Source organism: Burkholderia sp. AU33803 (assembly GCF_002223095.1).
Classification (GTDB): Bacteria; Pseudomonadota; Gammaproteobacteria; order Burkholderiales; family Burkholderiaceae; genus Burkholderia.
The window spans coordinates 711992-729878 of the sequence record NZ_NKFJ01000006.1 but is presented as its reverse complement, the minus strand read 5'-3'; the positions used below and the strand labels follow the sequence as shown (position 1 = coordinate 729878).

The following is a 17887-nucleotide window of genomic DNA, read 5'->3' as shown; positions in this document are numbered from 1 at the left end:
GTCTCGAATCGTCCGGCCTGCAGCGCTGCGGCGCTTGTCTCATGCTCTTCAAGCACAGGCCGTGCCAATTGCCGACGTCGGGTTTGCCACAAGGAAAACACGCGCTTTTACCGCCGAACGCTCGGGAAAATCCCGATTCAAACCGGCGCGCCAAACCGGCATTCGCGCGCCTTTGCGGCGGTGCGGCCATGACGGCCGGCAGCATGCGTGCCGCATGTCGCGTCTCACGTTGCATCCGGATTCTCAAATTGAGACGCCACTCGGCCAACGCGGCGCGACGCCGAACGTGTGCGCGATCGCGGGCCGTCACGCCGCGCGCCCCGCGCCGCATGGCGGGCGCGGCGCGCACGCAGGCGGCCGCGTCGACGTTGGTATGGAAGCTGCTTTTCGCCTCGACACCCGAACCCCGATGAGCGAGGAGCTTCCATGCAGGCAACGTTGTCGTTACTTCCGCAAACCCAGTCGTTCATCGCACGTACGCCGTCGATGCTGATCGGCGAGACGTGGCGCGCCGCCGAAAGCGGCGCCACCCTGGCCGTCCACAACCCCGCGACCGGCGACGAGCTGTGCCGCGTGCCGGCCTCTGGCGCGGCCGACGTCGACCGCGCGGTTCGCGCCGCCCGCCACGCGTTCGACGATTCCGCATGGAGCCGCATGCGGCCGCGCGAACGGCAGAACCTGCTGTGGCGTCTCGCGGATCTGCTCGAACGCGACGCACAGCAACTTGCCGAACTCGAATGCATGAACAACGGCAAGAGCGCGCAGATCGCGCGCGCGATGGACGTGCAGCTGTCGATCGACTTCCTGCGCTACATGGCCGGCTGGGCGACCAAGATCGAAGGTGCGACCGTCGACGTGTCGATGCCGCTGATGCCCGACAGCCAGTTCCACGGTTTCATCCGGCGCGAGGCCGTCGGCGTGGTCGGCGCGATCGTCGCGTGGAATTTCCCGCTGCTGCTCGCGTGCTGGAAGCTCGGCCCGGCGCTTGCAACGGGCTGCACGATGGTGCTGAAACCCGCCGACGAAACGCCGCTCACCGCACTGCGGCTCGCGGAACTCGTGCAGGAAGCCGGTTATCCGGCCGGCGTGTTCAACGTCGTCACCGGCACCGGCGTGGAAGCGGGCGCCGCGCTCGCGCACCACCCCGACGTCGACAAGCTGACGTTCACGGGCTCGACCGAAGTCGGCAAGCTGATCGGCAAGGCCGCGATGGAATCGATGACGCGCGTGACGCTCGAACTCGGCGGCAAGTCGCCGACGATCGTGTTCGACGATGCGGACCCGGCCGTCGCGGCCGCGGGCGCGGCCACCGCGATCTTCTTCAACCACGGCCAGGTATGTTGCGCGGGCTCGCGCCTGTACGTGCAGCGCAAGCACTTCGATCGTGTGGTCGGCGACATCGCGGGCATCGCGAGCAACATGAAGCTCGGCAACGCGCTCGACCCGTCGGTCGACATGGGCCCGCTGATTTCGGCAAAGCAGCAACAGCGCGTGGCCGGTTACATCGAGCGCGGCCGCGAATTGGGCGCGCAGCTCGCGTGCGGCGGCGAAGCGTACGGCCCCGGCTTCTTCGTGAAACCGACCGTGCTCGTCGACGTCGACCAGAAAGGGCCGCTCGTGCAGGAGGAAATCTTCGGGCCGGTGCTGGTCGCGATGCCGTTCGACACGATCGACGATGCGATCCGCCTCGCGAACGACACGCGCTACGGCCTCGGCGCAAGCATCTGGACCAACAACCTGTCGGCCGCGCACCGGATGATCCCGAAGATCCGCTCGGGCTCGGTCTGGGTCAATTGCCACAGCGCGCTCGATCCGGCGCTGCCGTTCGGCGGCTACCGGATGTCGGGCTTTGGCCGCGAAATGGGCGCGGCCGCGATCGAGCATTACACCGAGTTGAAATCGGTGCTGATGAACGTGTGATCGCGTCGCCGCGCTGAGCGACACCCGCGCCGCGCGACACGGTCGCGCGGCGTGCCGGTCCGCCCGTGCCCGCATTCCGCCGCGCCTTTCCCCCACTCCAACGACACCGAGACACCCGATGCCCCGCCTCCCCGCTTCCCGCCGTACCTTCATGATCGCCGCGGCCGGCCTGCTGTCGGCCGCCGCGCTGCCGCGTGCCGCCTCCGCCGCGCCGGCGCTGCTCGACGAAACCGATCCGGCCGCGAAAGCGCTCGGCTATCGCACCGACGCCGCTCACGTGAACCGCGCCGCGTTCGCGCGCTATACCCCTGGCCAGGACTGCGGCCGCTGCAGCTTGTACCAGGGCAAGGCCTCGGATCCGGACGCACCGTGCCCGCTGTTCGCCGGAAAACGGGTCGCGAACGGCGGCTGGTGCAACGCGTACAACCCGCGGACGTAAGCGTCGCCGTCGCAAGCATTCCGCCCACCCTCGAGCCATGCACGCCGCCCCGTCACGCACGTCGATCGCGGTCCGCCCGCCCGCACGAATCGCCCGCACTGCCGCGCCCCGCCTGGGCCTTAGGTTTTTGACCCGATGGATTTATGCGCGGGCTTATGACAGACTCGGCGGGCCTTTTTGCGTGAGGCCGCGCCGGATCGGACGGCCCGACATTCTCCTGAGGAGGGGCGACGTGCAAGACTACTTCCCTTCCGGCCAACGACTTCCGGACCGGCTGCAGGCAACCCGCCTGATTCGCGAGCGCCTCAGTTCCGATGGCGTGCTGCCGCAGGGTTGCCTGCGCATCGAAATCGACCAGTCGTGGCGGCGCAGCCTCGATCACGGCGTGCGCTGGGACGACGACGCGCGGCTGAACCTGCATGAATTCTGCAACCTCGACGAGTTGCACGACGCGAACCGCCTGCTGCTCGCCGCGGCCGCCCCCGAGCTCGAATTCCTCGCCGAGCGCTGCGGACGCGACGGGATGATCCTGCTGGCCGATGCGCACGCAACGATCCTGTCGGTCGACGGCGACGCGAGCCAGCTCGCCGCGCTCGGCATCGGCGATATCCGCGCCGGCGCGAGCTGGTGCGAATCGCTGCGCGGCACGAACGCGCTCGGCACCGCGCTCGTCGAAGGCCGTGCGGTCGCGATCGACAGCGGCGAGCATTTCCTCGGCCGACTGAGCCGCTTCTCATGCCGCTCGCTGCCGCTGTGCGACCCGCACGGCAAGCCGATCGGCGTGCTCGACCTCACCCGCGAAGGCGAACTGCCGCTCACGCTCGACGACATGTCGATGCTGATGAGCGCGGCGGCCACGCACATCGAGACGCGCCTGTTCGATGCCTATTTCCCCGAGCACGTCGTGCTCGTGTTCCACCCGCGCCATGCGTATCTCGGTTCGAGCTGGAGCGGCGTGCTTGCCGTGTCGGAAGACGGCCGCATCGTCGCCGCGAGCCCGCATGCGTGCAACCTGCTCGGCACGGCACGCGACGCGCTCGTCGGCCGCCGCTGCGAAAGCGCGGCGCTCACGCGCACGCCGTCGTTCGTCGCGTTCGCCGAGCAAGGCGGAATGCTGCACGTCGAAGGCGTCGACGCCACGTTCCATTGCAAGGCGCTGCGCCTGCCGCGGGCGACCGCGGTGCCGAAGTTGCGCGCACGCGAGCCGGCCCCGGCCGCCGCCGCTCGCCACGATGCCGGCGCGCAAGCACTCGCGGCCCTCGCCGGCCGCCAGCCGCGCCTGCTGCGCGCGCTGACGATGGCGCGGCAAGGTCTCAACAACGGGCTGCCCGTGCTCGTACAGGGTGAGACGGGCACCGGCAAGGAAGTCGTCGCACGCGCGCTGCACGATGCGAGCGCGCGCGCCGGCAAGCCGTTCGTCGCGGTGAACTGCGCGTCGATTCCGGAAGGGCTGATCGAGTCGGAGCTGTTCGGCTATCGCGACGGCGCGTTCACGGGCGCGCGCAAGGGCGGGATGACGGGCCGGCTGATGCAGGCGCACGGCGGCACGCTGTTTCTCGACGAGATCGGCGACATGCCGCTGCACCTTCAGGCTCGCCTGCTGCGCGTGCTGCAGGAACGCAAGGTCGCGCCGCTCGGCGCGGGCGACGAACAGGCGATCGACATCGCGGTGATCTGCGCGACGCACCGCGACCTGCAGACGATGGTGCGTGACAAGTCCTTCCGCGAAGACCTCTACTACCGGATTCACGGCGTGAACGTCCTGCTGCCCGCGCTGCGCGAACGCGACGACGTCGACCTGATCGTCACGGCGCTGCTCACGCGGCTCGGTGCGCCGCACGTGAGCGTGAACGCCGAACTCGCCGACGTGTTCCGCCAGCATCGCTGGCCCGGCAACATCCGCCAGCTCGAGATGGTGCTGCGCACCGCGCTCGCCGTGCGCGACGAGCACGACGCCGTGCTCGGTCTCGATCATCTGTGCGACGGCTTCATCGACGGCGTGTGCCCGGCACCGGACGCGTCGTTCGGGCTGATCCGCCGCCACGAGGACGACCTGATCCGCGAATCGCTCGCGCGCCACGACGGCAACGTCGCGGCCGCGGCGCAGACGCTCGGCATCAGCCGCGCGACGCTGTACCGTCGCCTCAAGCGGCTGCAGTCATGAGGCTGCGCGCGCGTTCGTCCGCTGCGTTCGTGACGGGCCGGTCGCGCCGATGCTGAAACTCATCCTGCGTTTCGTGAAGACCGACGACCGCGCGCAGCTCGCGCACGCGCTCGGCTGGCTGTACGGTTTCGTGCGGCCGCACCGGCTCGCGATCGCCGGGCTGCTCGCGCTGTCGGCCTGCGCGTCGCTGCTCGCGCTCGCGCAACCGTGGCTCACGAAGGAGCTGATCGATCGCGGGCTGATCGGCAAGGATGTCCGGATGCTCGTCGCGATCGCGTTCGCGATGGTGTTCGCGGGCTTCGTCGGCACGCTGCTCGGCGGCATCAACCGCTACCTGCATACGCGGCTGTCCGGCCGCGTGCTGTTCTCGCTGCGCAGCGCCGTCTACGCGCACCTGCAGCGGCTGTCGCCGTCGTTCTACGGCCAGCGCCGCCTCGGCGACCTGCTGTCGCGCCTCGACGGCGACGTCGCCGAAATCCAGCGCTTCGCGCTCGACGCGCTGTTCTCCGCCGTCTCGAACGTGATCGGGCTGGTCGGCACGCTGGTGCTGCTCGTCACGCTGTCGTGGAAGCTGTCGCTGCTCGCGCTGCTGCTGATTCCGTTCGAGATCCTGTGGCTGCGAACGATGCGCCGCAAGGTCGAGCGCGATGCGCGGTCGGTGCGCGAAGGCGCGGCCGACGTGTCGTCGTTTCTCGTCGAGACGCTGCCCGCGATGAAGTTCATCCAGGCCGCCGGCCGCCAGCGCGCGGAACAGGCGCGGCTCGACGGGCTCGGCGATCGCTACATGGAACGCCTGCTGAAGCTGCAGGTCACCGAGTTCATCACGCAATCGGTGCCCGGCACGCTAACGTCGCTGTCGCGCGCGGGTGCATTCATCGTCGGGGGCTACTGGGTGATTCGCGGCGACTGGCCGCTCGGTTCGCTGATCGCGTTCTCGAGCTATCTCGGGATGGCGATCGGCCCCGTGAAAAGCCTGCTCGGCCTCTACGTCGCGCTGCAGCGGATGACGGTCAGCCTCGGGCGCGTGATGGAGCTGCAGCGCGCGCCGGTCACCGTGCAGCCGCCGGCCGACGCACGTGCGCTGCCCGCGCGCGGCGATCTCGAATTCGTCGACGTGTGGTTCGCGCACGACGAGCGCGCGCAACCGGTGCTGCGCGGCGCCGGTGCATGCGTGCCGGCCGGCAGCAAGGTTGCGCTGTCCGGGCTGTCGGGCAGCGGGAAGTCGACGCTGATCGACCTGCTGCAGCGCTTCTACGACCCGCAGCGCGGCAGCGTGCGGATCGACGGCATCGATTTGCGCGACGTCGATCTCGACGCGCTGCGCCGCCACGTCGCGGTCGTCAGCCAGGACATCGTGCTGTTTCGCGGCAGCCTCGCCGACAACATCCGCTACGCGGCGCCGCTCGCGACCCATGACGACATCGTGCATGCCGCCCGCGCCGCGCAGCTCGACGAACTGATCGCGACGCTGCCGGGCGGGCTCGACGGGCCGGTCGGCGAACGCGGACAGCAACTGTCCGGCGGCCAGAAGCAGCGGATCGCGATCGCGCGCGCACTGCTTCAGGCACCGGCGATCCTGGTGCTCGACGAAGCGACGTCGGCGGTCGACGAAGCGACCGAGCGGCAGGTCATCGCGCAGATCGACACGCTGTTCGGCGACCGCACGCGCATCCTCGTCAGTCACCGCGCATCGACGCTCGCCGGCGTCGACCTGCATTTCGAACTCGCGGACGGACGACTCGCGCGGCGCACGCACCGGGATTTCGCGCATGCGTGACGATCGGGCCGTGCGCGTGGGCGTCGTCGACAGCGGCTATCCGCCTGCGCTGGACGCACGCGTCGCCGCCGCGCGGCGCTTCTCGTTCGACGCGGCTTCCGTGGTGCAGGCCGGTGCCGTCGAGCCCGACCGGATCGGTCACGGCAGCGCGATCTGCACGACGATCGCGGCCGCCGCACCCGAGGCGGCGTTGTGCGTCGCGCAGGTGTTCGAGGCACGCGGCGTGACGAGTGCCGCACAGATCGCCGACGCAATCGACTGGCTGCTCATGCAACGCGTTCGCGTGATCAACCTGAGCCTCGGCGTGCGCGCCGATCGCGACACGCTGCGCGACGCATGCGCGACAGCCGTCGCGCAACGCGTGACCGTCTTCGCGTCGAGCCCCGCGCAAGGCACGCCAGTGTTTCCGGCAAGCTATCCGGGCATCGTGCGCGTCACGGGCGATGCGCGCTGCGTGTCGGGCCAATGGTCGTGGCTCGACAGTGCGCAGGCCGATTTCGGCGCGGTCGTGTCGAGCGGCGCACCGCGCGCGCCGGCCGGCGCGAGCATCGCGTGCGCCGCGCTCAGCGGCCATGCGGCGGACTGGTTCGCGCGTCATCCGGATGCCGATACGGCTGCCCTGCTCGATCACCTGCGCACGGACGCCACCTACATCGGCGTCGAGCGACGTACGCACGCATCATGAACCGCGCATCGGTCGTCGTACTCGGCGCGGGGCCGGCGGGCGCCGCCACCGCACTCGGGCTCGCGCGGCTCGGCTATCCGGTCACGGTCGTCAGCGAATGGCGGCGCTTCGACGCGGTCGAAGGCGTGTCCGAGCGCGTGCTGCAGGGGCTGCGTCATGCCGGCCTCACGCACGCGGCCGCCTGCGCGCTGCCGCCCTGTGCACGCACGACCCGCTGGAACGGCGACACGCGTACGCTCAATCGCGAACACCTGATCGACCGCCGCCGTTTCGACGCGGCGCTGCGCCACGATCTGGCCGATGCCGGCATGGCGGTGCGCGAAGCGACCGTCCGCGCGGTGCAAGCCGACGGCGACGGGCATGCGATCCGCATCGACACACCGGCCGGTGACGTCACGCTGCATGCGGCGTTCGTCGTCGAGGCGCGCGGCCGGCTCGCGCCGCTTGCACGCGATGCGATGCGCGGCCCGCAGACGCTGAGCCTGCTGAACGTGTGGCAAGGCACGCCCGGCGACGCGGCTTGCGCGATCGAGAGCTTGCCGGACGGCTGGGCGTGGATGGCGCGCCTGCCTGACGGCCGCTGCTACTGGCAGGCGACGCTCGACGTCGCGACCGCGGCGCTACCGCCACGCGACGCGCTGCCCGCATGGTGCGCAACGCTGCGGCAGACGCCGCTCGCGCATGACTTCTTCGGTGCGGGGGGGCGGGATACCGGCGCCGCTGCGCGGGTGTTCGCGCGCACCAGCAGCGCGACGCTGTGCGGCGACACCGGTGGCACGAACTGGCTGCGTGTCGGCGACGCGGCGATGGCTGTCGACCCATTGTCCGGCAACGGCATCTTCCAGTCGCTGTCGTCGGCACTGCAGGCGCCGGCCGTCATCCATACGCTGCTCAAGCATCCCGAACGCGCGGCACTCGCGCTGCGCTTTCACGCGCGACGCATCACCGCGCTGTTCATGCGTTTCGCGCGGATCGGCCGCGACTTCTACGCGCTCGACACGCAATGGGCCGACCGGCCGTTCTGGCATGCGCGCCGCGCGTGGCCGGACGATACGCCGTCGCATCGCGCGCCCGATTTCGGCGCGCTCGCGATCGAGCGTGCGCCCGTGATCGACGGCGACACGATCGTCGAGGCCGACGTCGTCACGAGCCCCGATCAGCCGCTCGGCAGCTGGCATCTGCAAGGCATCCCGCTCGCGCCGATCGTCGCGGCGCTGCGCGAGCAGCCGGTGGCGCAGGTGCTGGCAGCGTTCGCGCCGCCGCAGGCCGCGCTGGTGCGGCACTGGCTCGAAACGCAGGGATATCCGTTCGTGCACGCGTGACGCGCTGCTGCTTCTGCTTCGTTCACTTCTCCCGCTCCGTCATGCCGCGACTCACGCATCGTGGCACGCGCTTTTGCGCCCGCACGATTGCGCCTCGCCGACCGTCTCAATCTGAGACGCAACATGCGACACGCGATGCGAATTGCTACGCGATTTGCGCGCGATCAAGCCCGTTCGACGATCACGTCACGATGAAACGGAACGCAGCCCGCGCATCGCGGTCTTGAAACGCGTGATGGCACGCCATCTGCTTGTCGAAGGTCACGCGCCGCTCACGCCGCGCGCAGGACCATCGACCGTTTCACCTTTCTAGCCCACACCCCACATGAAAAAATCACGCCTTATCCTTTCAGCAGGATTCCTGATCGGTTTCTCGACCGCGCATGCGCAGAGCTCCGTCCTGATGTTCGGCATCCTCGACGAAGGCATCAACTACACGAGCAATGTCGGCGGCAAGTCGTCCTGGCAGATGGCGAGCGGCGATCTCGCGACGAGCCGCTGGGGCATCAAGGGCAACGAGGATCTCGGCGGCGGGCTGCGCGCGATCTTCGCCCTCGAAAGCGGCTTCCTGGTCGAAAGCGGCCAGCTCGGCTATGGCGGCCGTTTGTTCGGCTACCAGTCGTATGTCGGGCTGCAGTCGGACCGGCTCGGCACGCTGACGCTCGGCCGCCAGTTCGATACCGTCGCCGACACGATCGGGCCGCTGACCGCCAACGGCAGCTGGGCGGGCTTCCTGTTCTCGCATCCACTCGACAACGACAACACCGATGCGTCATTCCACGCGAACAACGCGGTGAAGTACACGAGCCCCACATGGGGCGGCTTTTCCGGCACGGTCATGGTCGGACTAAGCAACCTGGCCGGCGGCTTCGCGCAGAACCGGATGCTCGGCGTCGGGCTGAATTACGCCTACCAGACGTTGTCGGTCGCCGCTGTCTACGAAAACATGTCGAATCCCGGCACCACGGCGGGCGGCGCGCTGACGCCGGACGACACGGATTTCGTCGCAGGCAACCAGAAGATCTACGGGATCGGCGTGAACTACGGGATCGGGCCTGCGACGCTGGGCGCGGTCTATTCGCACGTGAACGTCGGCCAGCCCGACGCGTCGATCTATGCGGGCAGCCTGGGCCTCGCGAATGCGCGACTCACGTTCGACAATGTCGAAGTCAATGCGAAGTACAACGTGACGCCGGCCTTCCTCGTCGGCGGCATGTACACGTACACGCGCGGCGGACTCGATCGGGCCGGCGCGAAGTCCTCGCTGCACTGGAACCAGTTCGGCGCGATGGCGCAGTACCTGCTGTCGAAGCGCACCTCGGTCTATACGCAGGTCGCGTATCAACTGGTGGGCGGTAGCGCGACCGGCACGCCGCTCGACGGCGGGCTCGTGCCCGGTTCACCCGGCGCGTCGTCAAACGGGCACCAGCTCGTCGCGCGCGTCGCGATGAATCACACGTTCTGAACGGGTGCGCCGCGTGCCGCCACGGGAACGCGTGCGGCACGCGCGACGCTCAGAACCCCTGCATCGTCACGGTCGGATCGACGACCAGGTGCACGACGCCGTAGATGACTGCGCCGACGAGCACCGCGAGGATGATCGCCACGAACGGCAGCATCGTGAAGTTGGCATTCGCGAGATCGGTTGCGTGCGCCTTGCTGTTGCGTACGCCGAAGAAACTCCACAGGACCAGTTTGATCATGCCGAGCAGTTTCATGATTGCGCTCCTTTCATCTATCGGTTGACGCTATCGTCGATCCGACCGGCATCTGAAAAAAGAAGCAGTTGCGTGCGCTTTTCGCGCAGCAGGCTGTCTGCGGCGGCATGTCGCATGGGGTGCGTCAGCGGTCGAGCACGAGCGGTTCCGTCCCCTTCGCGGGCCGCGCGACGCACAGCAGCGCGCAACCGGGTTCGACCGTGGCATCGGGCGCCTGCTCGTAGTCGACCGCGCCGGACAGCACGCGCGTCGCGCACGTGCCGCATGAGCCGGAGCGGCATTCGGACGGCACGTCCACGCGCTGCCCCTCCGCGAATTCGAGCAAGGTGCCGTCGGCGGGCGTCCACGCGGCTTCCCGGCCGGTGCGCCGGAAGACGACCGGCACGCTCGCTACCGCCGCCGGCATTGCGGTCGCGCGGGTCGCGCTACGTGCCACGCTCGACGGCCCGAATGCCTCGAAACGGATGCGTTCGTCCGGCACGTTCAGTGCGCGCAATCCGTCGTACAAATCGCGCATGAACGCCGACGGCCCGCAGAGGTAGAAATCGTGATCGTCGAACGAAAGGATCCGCTTCAGCTGCGCGATATCGATGCGGCCCGCATGCGCTGCCGAGCCTTCGTGAGGATGACTGTCGAACCAGTGGAGCGACAAGCGCGCGTCGGTGGCGGCGACGCGTGCCAGTTCCTCGGCGAACGGTCGATCAGCCGCTTCACGCGCACCGTGTACGAACACCACGCGGCGCGGCGGTTGAGCGTCGGCCAGCGCACGGCGCAGCATCGCGATCATCGGCGTGATGCCGATACCGGCCGACACGAGCACGGCCGGGCGCGGGCTCGCGAGATCGAACGAGAAGCGGCCGCGCGGCATCTGCGCGTCGAGCGTCATGCCCACGTGCGCGTGATCGTGCAGCCACGCCGACACGCGCCCTTCGCGCTTCACGGTGATTCGATAGTGCGCGCCGCCCGGTGCATCGGAGAGCGTGTAGCTGCGGATCGCCGGCGCATCGCTGGCGGGCAGCGGGATGCGCAGCGTCAGGTGCTGCCCCGCTTCGTAGGCGGGCAACGGGCCGCCGTCCACCGGTTCGAAATGGAAGGAGCGGATCGCGCGCGCTTCGTCGACGATCTTTGCGATTCGCAGTGGGCGCCATGCGGGTGCCGACGCCGATGCGGTCGGCAATGCGGATGCGGATGCGGATGCGGACAATACCACCACGCCTGCCCCTGCCCCTGCGTTTGCGCCCACACCCGCCGCCATCGCCGCGAACTGCGGCGCACGCTCGACCGCCGACCACCGGAACGGCAGCACCGCGCGCATGCGCCGCACTTCCCGCACATGGAACCGCACGACCCGCCGCGCGCCGTCGAACGACGCGACGAGCGGCCCGTCCCACACGATCTCGGCGCGCGCTGCCACATACAGCAGGTCGCCGTGGTCGAAATCGATGAACAGCAGCCCCGCGCGCGGATCGTGCTGCAGGTTCCCGAGCGTATTGAAGAAGCGGTTGCCGCTGAAATCCGGCGACGTCAGCGTGCGCGCATCGTCGACGCGCACGAAACCCGGCATCCCGCCGCGATGCGACACGTCCGCGCCGCGCGCGGCGCCCGCGTCCGCCGACGTGTTCGCGCTCGCGACGAAGAACGTATCGGCCTGCGCGAGCAGCGCGCGATCGGCGTCGTTCAACGCGTCCGACACGTCCGGCCGCGCGAACGCATCGACTTCCCGTGCGACGAACGTCGGCTTGCGCCCCTGGATGTACTTCGCGCAGTTGCCAAAGCTCTGCTCGACCGCGATCGTCAGCGCATCGCCGTCGGCCGCACGCACGACGCCGTTGACGCGATTGCGCCGCCGCGTATCGAATTCGATCCCGAGCCCGCCGAGCGGCGCGCCCGGCTGCCACGCGCCGGCCAGCGGATCGCCCGGCAGTGCGCGCGACGCGATGCGCAGCGTGCGCGCATCGGGCGACGTCACGAACCCCGGCGCGCCGGCCCGCAGCGTCGCCCACGGCTGGCCGTGCGCGTCGACGCCGCCGAGCACGAAGAACGGCAGTTGCGCGAAAAACGCCCGGTGCTGGTCCGGCATGAAGCGCCGGATCCCGCGCCGTCCGGCCGAACCCGCGGCGTCCGTCACGCCCGCGCGCTGCTGCACGGCGAGCTCGCCCGCGTGAAACGGCGCGGTATCGAGTTCCCAGCCCGGTACGACGGCGGTCGGAACAGTCGGGGCATTCATCGCGTTCTCCCTGAGCAGGCTCGGCTTCGGTGGGTGTTACGCGGCGAGCAGGCCCGCGCGCGTCGTCGGCATCGCGACGAAGCCCGGCAGCGCCTCGATGCGCGCCAGCCACGCACGCACGTGCGGATACGGTTCGAGCGACACGCCGCCCTCCGGCGCGTGCGCGATGTACGAATACGCGGCGACATCGGCGATCGTCGGTTGAGCGCCGGCGGCAAACGGCTTGCCGGCCAGCTCGCGGTCGATCACGTCGAGCACTTTGGCGGCCGTGCGCTTGGCGGCCTCGTGGTCGAGCTGCGCGCCGAACACGGTCACGAGCCGCGCGGCGGCCGGCCCCGATGCGATCGGCCCGGCCGCATACGACAGCCAGCGCTGCACGACCGCCGCGCCGGCCGGATCGTCGGGCAGCCAGTGCGCGTCGCCGTAGCGCTTCGCGAGGTACACGAGGATCGCGTTCGAATCGGCGATCACCGTGCCGCCATCGTCGATCACGGGCACCTGCCCGAGCGGATTGAGCGCGAGAAACGCCGGTTCGCGTTGCGCGCCGGCGGCCAGATCGACGTCGACGGTCTCGGACGGCAGGCCGAGCAGCGACAGGAACAACCGCACGCGATGAGCGTGCCCGGACAGCAGGAACGAATAGACACGGATCGGTGAAGCAGGCTTGTTGGCGGCAGACATGGAAACGCTCCGGGCTCTCGCGCCGCCGGGGATCGGCGACGCACAACCGCAGCGTAGCGCTCGCCGTTCGTCACCAGAAGACGGATAATCTTTTAAATATCATCCTTTTTCATAGGACAATCGACGATGGCCGATCTGCGCGATGTGAACCTGAACCGGCTGGCGATCTTCGTCGCGGTGGTCGACGCCGGCTCGCTGACAGCCGCGGCCGAGCGCCTCGGCCTGGCGAAGACGGTCGTCAGCACGCACATGCAGCGCCTCGAATCCGAGGTCGGCGCGAACCTGCTGGTGCGCACGACGCGGCGGCTGAGCGTGACCGATGCGGGGCGGGCGTTCTACGACGCGTGCCGCGACATCGTGCGCGCCGCCGAAAGCGCGCTCGACGCGGTGTCGTCCGATGCGGGGCCGCTTCGGGGCACGCTGCGCGTGAGCGTGCCGATCGACTACGGCGCGCTGGTCGTCGCGCCTGCCGTCGTCGCGTTGCGCGACCGGCATCCGGGGCTCGACGTCGAACTCGTCGCGAACGACCGCGTGGTCGATCTCGTCGCGGACAACCTCGACGTCGCGATCCGCATCGGCCGCCTCGCCGATTCGAACTATCGGGCAGTGCAGCTCGGCACGTACGAGAAATGGCTGGTGGCGAGCCCCGCGTTTGTCGCCCGCCATGGGCGGCCACAAGAACCGGATGCGCTCGCCGCGCTGCCGTTCGTGATGCTGTCGTCGCTGCCGCACGCGCATACGGTCAAACTGGAAGACGCGAACGGCAACACCGCTTCCGTGCGCTGCGTCGCGCAGGTCGTGTCGAACACCGCCACCGCGTGCCGCGCGATCGTGCTCGCAGGCGGCGGCTTCGGGCTGCTGACGGATTTCTCGACCGCCGACGACGTTGCGGCGGGCAGGCTCGTGCGGTTGTTGCCCACGTGGCGCTCGGCGCCGGCCGGGATTCATGCGGTGTATCCGTCGACGCGGCTGCCTTCGCCGAAAGTGCGGGCGTTCGTCGCCGCGATGAAGGCGAGGATCGGGGAGACGGCGGGGACGCGGGTGACGAAGCGCTCAAGCCCGGCTTAGCCGAAGAATACGGCGCGACGGGGCGAGGAAGCATCTCGTCATGCGCGTCGCATGATCCGACCGCCACGACGGCAGGTTCCGCGTCGCCGCTGCCATGGTCCGACGTCAGTCTCGCCAGGTAGCCAGCCCGTCACATGAACTTGACGTAGCACGACTTCTTCTCGACCTGTTCGCGCTTGAATCCGCTCTCGGCCATGCATGCCTCGTACTCGTCGGGCAGCGGCTTCAGATTGAAGATCCGCTGGTCGATCGCGGTGGGCAGGCCATGATTCAGTTCGTCCTGCGCCTCTTCGCAGGTCGCCTTGGCCAAGCTGAGCTTCACGGGTTCCCCGGTGATGACGTTGCGGATTTTTTCATATTCCCCGCCCTTGCAGGCTGCAATGGCTTCCTTGAGGTGTCGCGTGTAGACCGCGTCGCGGCATCGATCCCCTTCCTGATCCAGGTTCTTGAATTTCGCCGCGAAAGTCTGCGACTTCCACACGGTTTCAGAAGTCGTGGACTCGCTGAACGGCCAGCAGCCGCAGCCCGTCAGCCCCAGGACAGACACAGCCATCCCCGCCGACGACATGCGACGCAACCATCGGTTTCGTGCTTGCATAGGTTCCTTGTTATTGATTGTCGGCCATACATGGTCGCGGGTAACGGCCCCGTCCCCGCTACCCCACCTCCCGCAACGTCCCCAGCAGCACCTTCCTGCAACTCGCGACCATCTGCGCCTCCGGATCGCGATAGTCGGTGAGCAGCCACGCCGCGCCGACGTTCGTCATCGCGCCGACGAGCGCGAGCCCGATCAGCCGCTGCTCGGTGCGCTCCGCCGGCGTTGCCGCTTCGCGCGGCGCGCCGATCGCCATGATCAGCTTGCCGAAGTCGATCAGCATGCGCTGGTAGGTCATGTCGGTGTCCGCGCTCACGCCCATCACCTCGAGCAGCAGCACGCGCGCCGCGCACGGGTCGCGCAGGAACGCGAAGAACGCGGCGAGCCCCGCATCGACGCTCTCGCGCAGATCGCCGCCGCGCTCGGCCACCGCCCGCGCGACCGCTTCGTGCAGCTGCTGCGCATGATGCAGGTAGGTGCAGCGCAGCAAATCCTCGGTGCTCTCGAACGCCGCATAAAAATAGCGATCGTTCAGCTTCGCTTCCTGGCAGATCGACCGCACGGTCGCCTTGCGGAATCCGACCGTGCCGAACACGCGCGTCGCCGCGCGAATCAGTGCGTCGCGCCGCTCCGCGGCCCGCACCTCGGGCGCCACGCCACCGTACGACCGGCCCCTTTTTTCCGTCTTTTCCGTTTCGAGTGCTTTCTCCATTCCGCTATTTGACATCAGGACACCCTAAAACTAAAGTGGTGACGAACAACACCACATTAGACGCGCCGCCGGCGCAGTGCAAGCGGAACGGGAGGAGCAACGGATGAACGGGTTTTCCGGCAAGGTCGCCGCGATCACGGGCGCCGGTTCGGGCATGGGCCGCAGCCTCGCGGTCGAGCTCGCGCGGCGCGGCTGCGAGGTCGCACTCGCCGACGTCAACGACGTCGGGCTCGCCGGCACGGCGGCTGCCTGCGCGCAGCACGGCGTGCGTGTGAGCACGCGGCGGCTCGACGTCGCCGACCGCGATGCGGTGTTCGCGTGGGCCGATTTCGTGCGCACCGAGCACGGCAAGGTCAACCTGGTCTTCAACAACGCGGGCGTGTCGCTGGCCGCCAGCGCCGAGACCGCGCGCATCGCCGATCTCGAATGGATCGTCGGCATCAATTTCTGGGGCGTCGTGCACGGCACGCAGGCGTTCCTGCCGCATCTGCGCGCGTCGGGCGACGGGCACATCGTCAACACGTCGAGCCTGTTCGGCCTCGTCGCGATGCCCACCCAAAGCGCGTACAACGCGACCAAGTTCGCGGTGCGCGGCTTTACCGAGGCGCTGCGGATGGAGCTCGAACTCGACGGTGCGCCGGTGAGCGCGACCTGCGTGCATCCGGGCGGCGTCGCGACGAATATCGTCGACGCAGGCCGCGTCGATACCAGCATCCATGCGCTCACGGGCCAGGACGAAGCGACCCATCGCCGCCAGGCCAACCGCCTGATCAACGCGACGACAGCCGACGACGCCGCGCGGCAGATCCTCGCGGGGGTCGAGCGCAATGCGCGCCGCGTGCTCGTCGGCGCCGACGCGCGCCGGCTCGACCGGATCGCGCGCCTGCTCGGCGCCGGCTACCAGTGGCTGATGCTGCGCCACGTGCGCCGCGCCCGTGCCCGCAACCTTGAACGCGCGCACGCCCCGGCCGCGCACCCGACTACGCCGACCCAGGACCCCTCATGACCTCGACGACGACCGACCGGCGCGACGCGCCGCCCGCCCGCGACGCCCGTGGCGACAGTGACGACCTCGACGTGCTGATCGTCGGCGCCGGCCTGTCCGGCATCGGCGCGGCGTATCACCTGAAGCAGCGCTGCCCGTATGCCAGCGTGGCGATCGTCGAGGCGCGCGACGCGATCGGCGGCACCTGGGACCTGTTCCGCTATCCGGGCGTCCGTTCGGATTCCGACATGTTCACGCTCGGCTACAGCTTCCGCCCGTGGCACAGCGACAAGGCGATCTCGGACGGCCAGACGATCCTCGACTACATCCGCGACACCGCGCGCGCATACGGCATCGACAAGACGATCCGCTACGGCCAGAAGGTGGTGGCAGCCGACTGGGACTCGAACCGCGCGCGCTGGACGGTCCGCATCGAGCGCACGCGGAACGGTGCGACCGACTCGCTCGTCTACACCTGCCGCTTCCTGTTCATGTGCAGCGGTTACTACGACTACGACGCCGGCTACCTGCCCGACTGGGCCGGGATGGACACGTTCGAAGGCAAGCTCGTGCATCCGCAGCACTGGCCGAAGGACCTGTCGTACGCGAACCGGCGCGTGGTCGTGATCGGCAGCGGCGCGACGGCCGTCACGCTCGTGCCGTCGATGGCGGCCGATGCGCAGCACGTGACGATGCTGCAGCGCTCGCCGACCTATATCGTGTCGCTGCCCGCGCGCGACAAGATCGCGAACGCGCTGCGCCGCGTGCTGCCGTCGCGGCTCGCGCACCGGCTCGTGCGCGTGAAGAACGTGCTGCTGACGATGTACCTGTACAACGTGTCGCGCCGCAAGCCCGACCGGACCAAGCAGTTCATCATCCGCGCGGCCAGCAAGCAGGTCGGCCCCGGCTTCGACGTCGCGAAACACCTGACGCCGCGCTACATGCCGTGGGACCAGCGCGTGTGCCTGGTGCCGAACGGCGACCTGTTCAAGGCGATCCGCTCGGGCCGCGCGTCGATCGTCACCGACGAGATCGAGCGCTTCACGCCGACCGGCCTCAAGCTGAAGAGCGGGCAGCAACTCGACGCCGACGTGATCGTCACCGCGACCGGGCTGAAGGTTAAGATGCTCGGCGGCGCGCGCGTGACCGTCGACGGGCGAGCGGTCAACCTGCCGGACACCGTGTCGTACAAGGGCATGATGTACAGCGACGTGCCGAACCTCGCATCGTCGTTCGGCTACACGAATGCGTCGTGGACGCTGAAGGCCGAGCTGATCGCGCGCTACGTGTGCCGGCTGCTCAACCACATGCGCGCGAACGGCTACGACACGTGCGTGCCGCGGCTCGGCACCGGCGACCTCGGCAACGTGCCGGCCGTCAACCTGAGCTCGGGCTACATCCAGCGCGCGGCCGGCATCCTGCCGAAGCAGGGGCACGGCAAGCCGTGGAAATTCCACCAGAACTACGTGCTCGATCTCGCATCGCTGAAGTTCAGCGGACTCGCCGATTCGGCGATGCAGTTCGAACGCCGCGCAAAAGCCGGCCCGACCGCCACGGCGCCGGTTGCCGAACCCGCACTCGAAACCCGCTGAGG

The 17887-nt window shown here is 69.0% G+C and carries 15 protein-coding genes; 10 read left to right on the top strand and 5 right to left on the bottom strand.

Annotated features, from left to right (window positions below; all coding sequences use genetic code 11):
* Nucleotides 1–426 precede the first annotated feature (426 nt).
* The 7 genes from CFB41_RS20545 (at nucleotide 427) to CFB41_RS20515 (ending at nucleotide 9772) form a co-directional block, all read left to right on the top strand.
* Nucleotides 427–1920 carry an aldehyde dehydrogenase gene (locus CFB41_RS20545; RefSeq protein ID WP_089457709.1) on the top strand — a complete coding sequence of 498 codons (1494 nt, stop codon included), beginning with the start codon at nucleotides 427–429 and terminating at the stop codon, nucleotides 1918–1920.
* 118 nt (nucleotides 1921–2038) lie between these two features.
* The gene (locus tag CFB41_RS20540) at nucleotides 2039–2359 is read left to right on the top strand and encodes a high-potential iron-sulfur protein (protein ID WP_089457708.1); all 321 of its coding nucleotides are present in this window, start codon (nucleotides 2039–2041) and stop codon (nucleotides 2357–2359) included.
* A gap of 232 nt (nucleotides 2360–2591) precedes the next feature.
* On the top strand, nucleotides 2592–4523 hold the full coding sequence (locus tag CFB41_RS20535; RefSeq protein ID WP_089457707.1) for a sigma-54-dependent Fis family transcriptional regulator: 1932 nt from the start codon (nucleotides 2592–2594) through the stop codon (nucleotides 4521–4523).
* A gap of 49 nt (nucleotides 4524–4572) precedes the next feature.
* Nucleotides 4573–6300 (top strand): ABC transporter ATP-binding protein, encoded by a 1728-nt coding sequence (locus CFB41_RS20530; RefSeq protein ID WP_089457706.1) that lies wholly within the window; start codon nucleotides 4573–4575, stop codon nucleotides 6298–6300.
* Entirely contained in the window at nucleotides 6293–6985 is a 693-nt protein-coding gene (locus CFB41_RS20525; RefSeq protein ID WP_089457705.1) for a S8 family serine peptidase, read from the top strand. Before CFB41_RS20530 ends, CFB41_RS20525 begins: the two co-directional genes overlap by 8 nt.
* A complete protein-coding gene (locus CFB41_RS20520; protein WP_089457704.1) occupies nucleotides 6982–8307 on the top strand; it encodes an NAD(P)/FAD-dependent oxidoreductase in 1326 nt (441 codons plus the stop codon). The genes CFB41_RS20525 and CFB41_RS20520 overlap by 4 nt, the downstream gene beginning before the upstream one ends.
* Before the next feature lie 325 nt (nucleotides 8308–8632).
* Nucleotides 8633–9772: a porin gene (locus CFB41_RS20515; protein WP_089457703.1), complete on the top strand. Its 1140-nt coding sequence runs from the start codon at nucleotides 8633–8635 to the stop codon at nucleotides 9770–9772.
* A 49-nt stretch (nucleotides 9773–9821) separates the two neighbouring features.
* On the opposite strand, the gene CFB41_RS20510 is transcribed toward CFB41_RS20515, so the two are convergent.
* The 3 genes from CFB41_RS20510 to CFB41_RS20500 form a co-directional block, all read right to left on the bottom strand.
* Entirely contained in the window at nucleotides 9822–10025 is a 204-nt protein-coding gene (locus CFB41_RS20510; protein ID WP_043178166.1) for a DUF2970 domain-containing protein, read from the bottom strand.
* Nucleotides 10026–10149: 124 nt separating this feature from the next.
* A complete protein-coding gene (locus tag CFB41_RS20505) occupies nucleotides 10150–12252 on the bottom strand; it encodes a pyridoxamine 5'-phosphate oxidase family protein (protein ID WP_089457702.1) in 2103 nt (700 codons plus the stop codon).
* A 36-nt stretch (nucleotides 12253–12288) separates the two neighbouring features.
* A complete protein-coding gene (locus CFB41_RS20500) occupies nucleotides 12289–12933 on the bottom strand; it encodes a glutathione S-transferase family protein (protein ID WP_089443133.1) in 645 nt (214 codons plus the stop codon).
* A gap of 126 nt (nucleotides 12934–13059) precedes the next feature.
* Here CFB41_RS20500 and CFB41_RS20495 point away from each other — a divergent pair, with 126 nt between their 5' ends.
* Complete coding sequence (locus tag CFB41_RS20495) at nucleotides 13060–14001, top strand: LysR family transcriptional regulator (protein WP_089443134.1); 942 nt, start codon at nucleotides 13060–13062, stop codon at nucleotides 13999–14001.
* Nucleotides 14002–14131: 130 nt separating this feature from the next.
* On the opposite strand, the gene CFB41_RS20490 is transcribed toward CFB41_RS20495, so the two are convergent.
* Nucleotides 14132–14599 carry a hypothetical protein gene (locus tag CFB41_RS20490; RefSeq protein ID WP_089443135.1) on the bottom strand — a complete coding sequence of 156 codons (468 nt, stop codon included), beginning with the start codon at nucleotides 14597–14599 and terminating at the stop codon, nucleotides 14132–14134.
* A gap of 58 nt (nucleotides 14600–14657) precedes the next feature.
* Nucleotides 14658–15308, bottom strand: a complete 651-nt coding sequence (locus tag CFB41_RS20485) for a TetR/AcrR family transcriptional regulator (protein WP_242808529.1) — start codon at nucleotides 15306–15308, stop codon at nucleotides 14658–14660.
* A gap of 103 nt (nucleotides 15309–15411) precedes the next feature.
* Here CFB41_RS20485 and CFB41_RS20480 point away from each other — a divergent pair, with 103 nt between their 5' ends.
* Nucleotides 15412–16314, top strand: coding sequence for an SDR family oxidoreductase (locus CFB41_RS20480; protein WP_089457701.1), 903 nt, complete (start codon nucleotides 15412–15414; stop codon nucleotides 16312–16314).
* Complete coding sequence (locus tag CFB41_RS20475; RefSeq protein WP_089457700.1) at nucleotides 16311–17885, top strand: NAD(P)/FAD-dependent oxidoreductase; 1575 nt, start codon at nucleotides 16311–16313, stop codon at nucleotides 17883–17885. The genes CFB41_RS20480 and CFB41_RS20475 overlap by 4 nt, the downstream gene beginning before the upstream one ends.
* The last annotated feature ends 2 nt before the right edge of the window (nucleotides 17886–17887 follow it).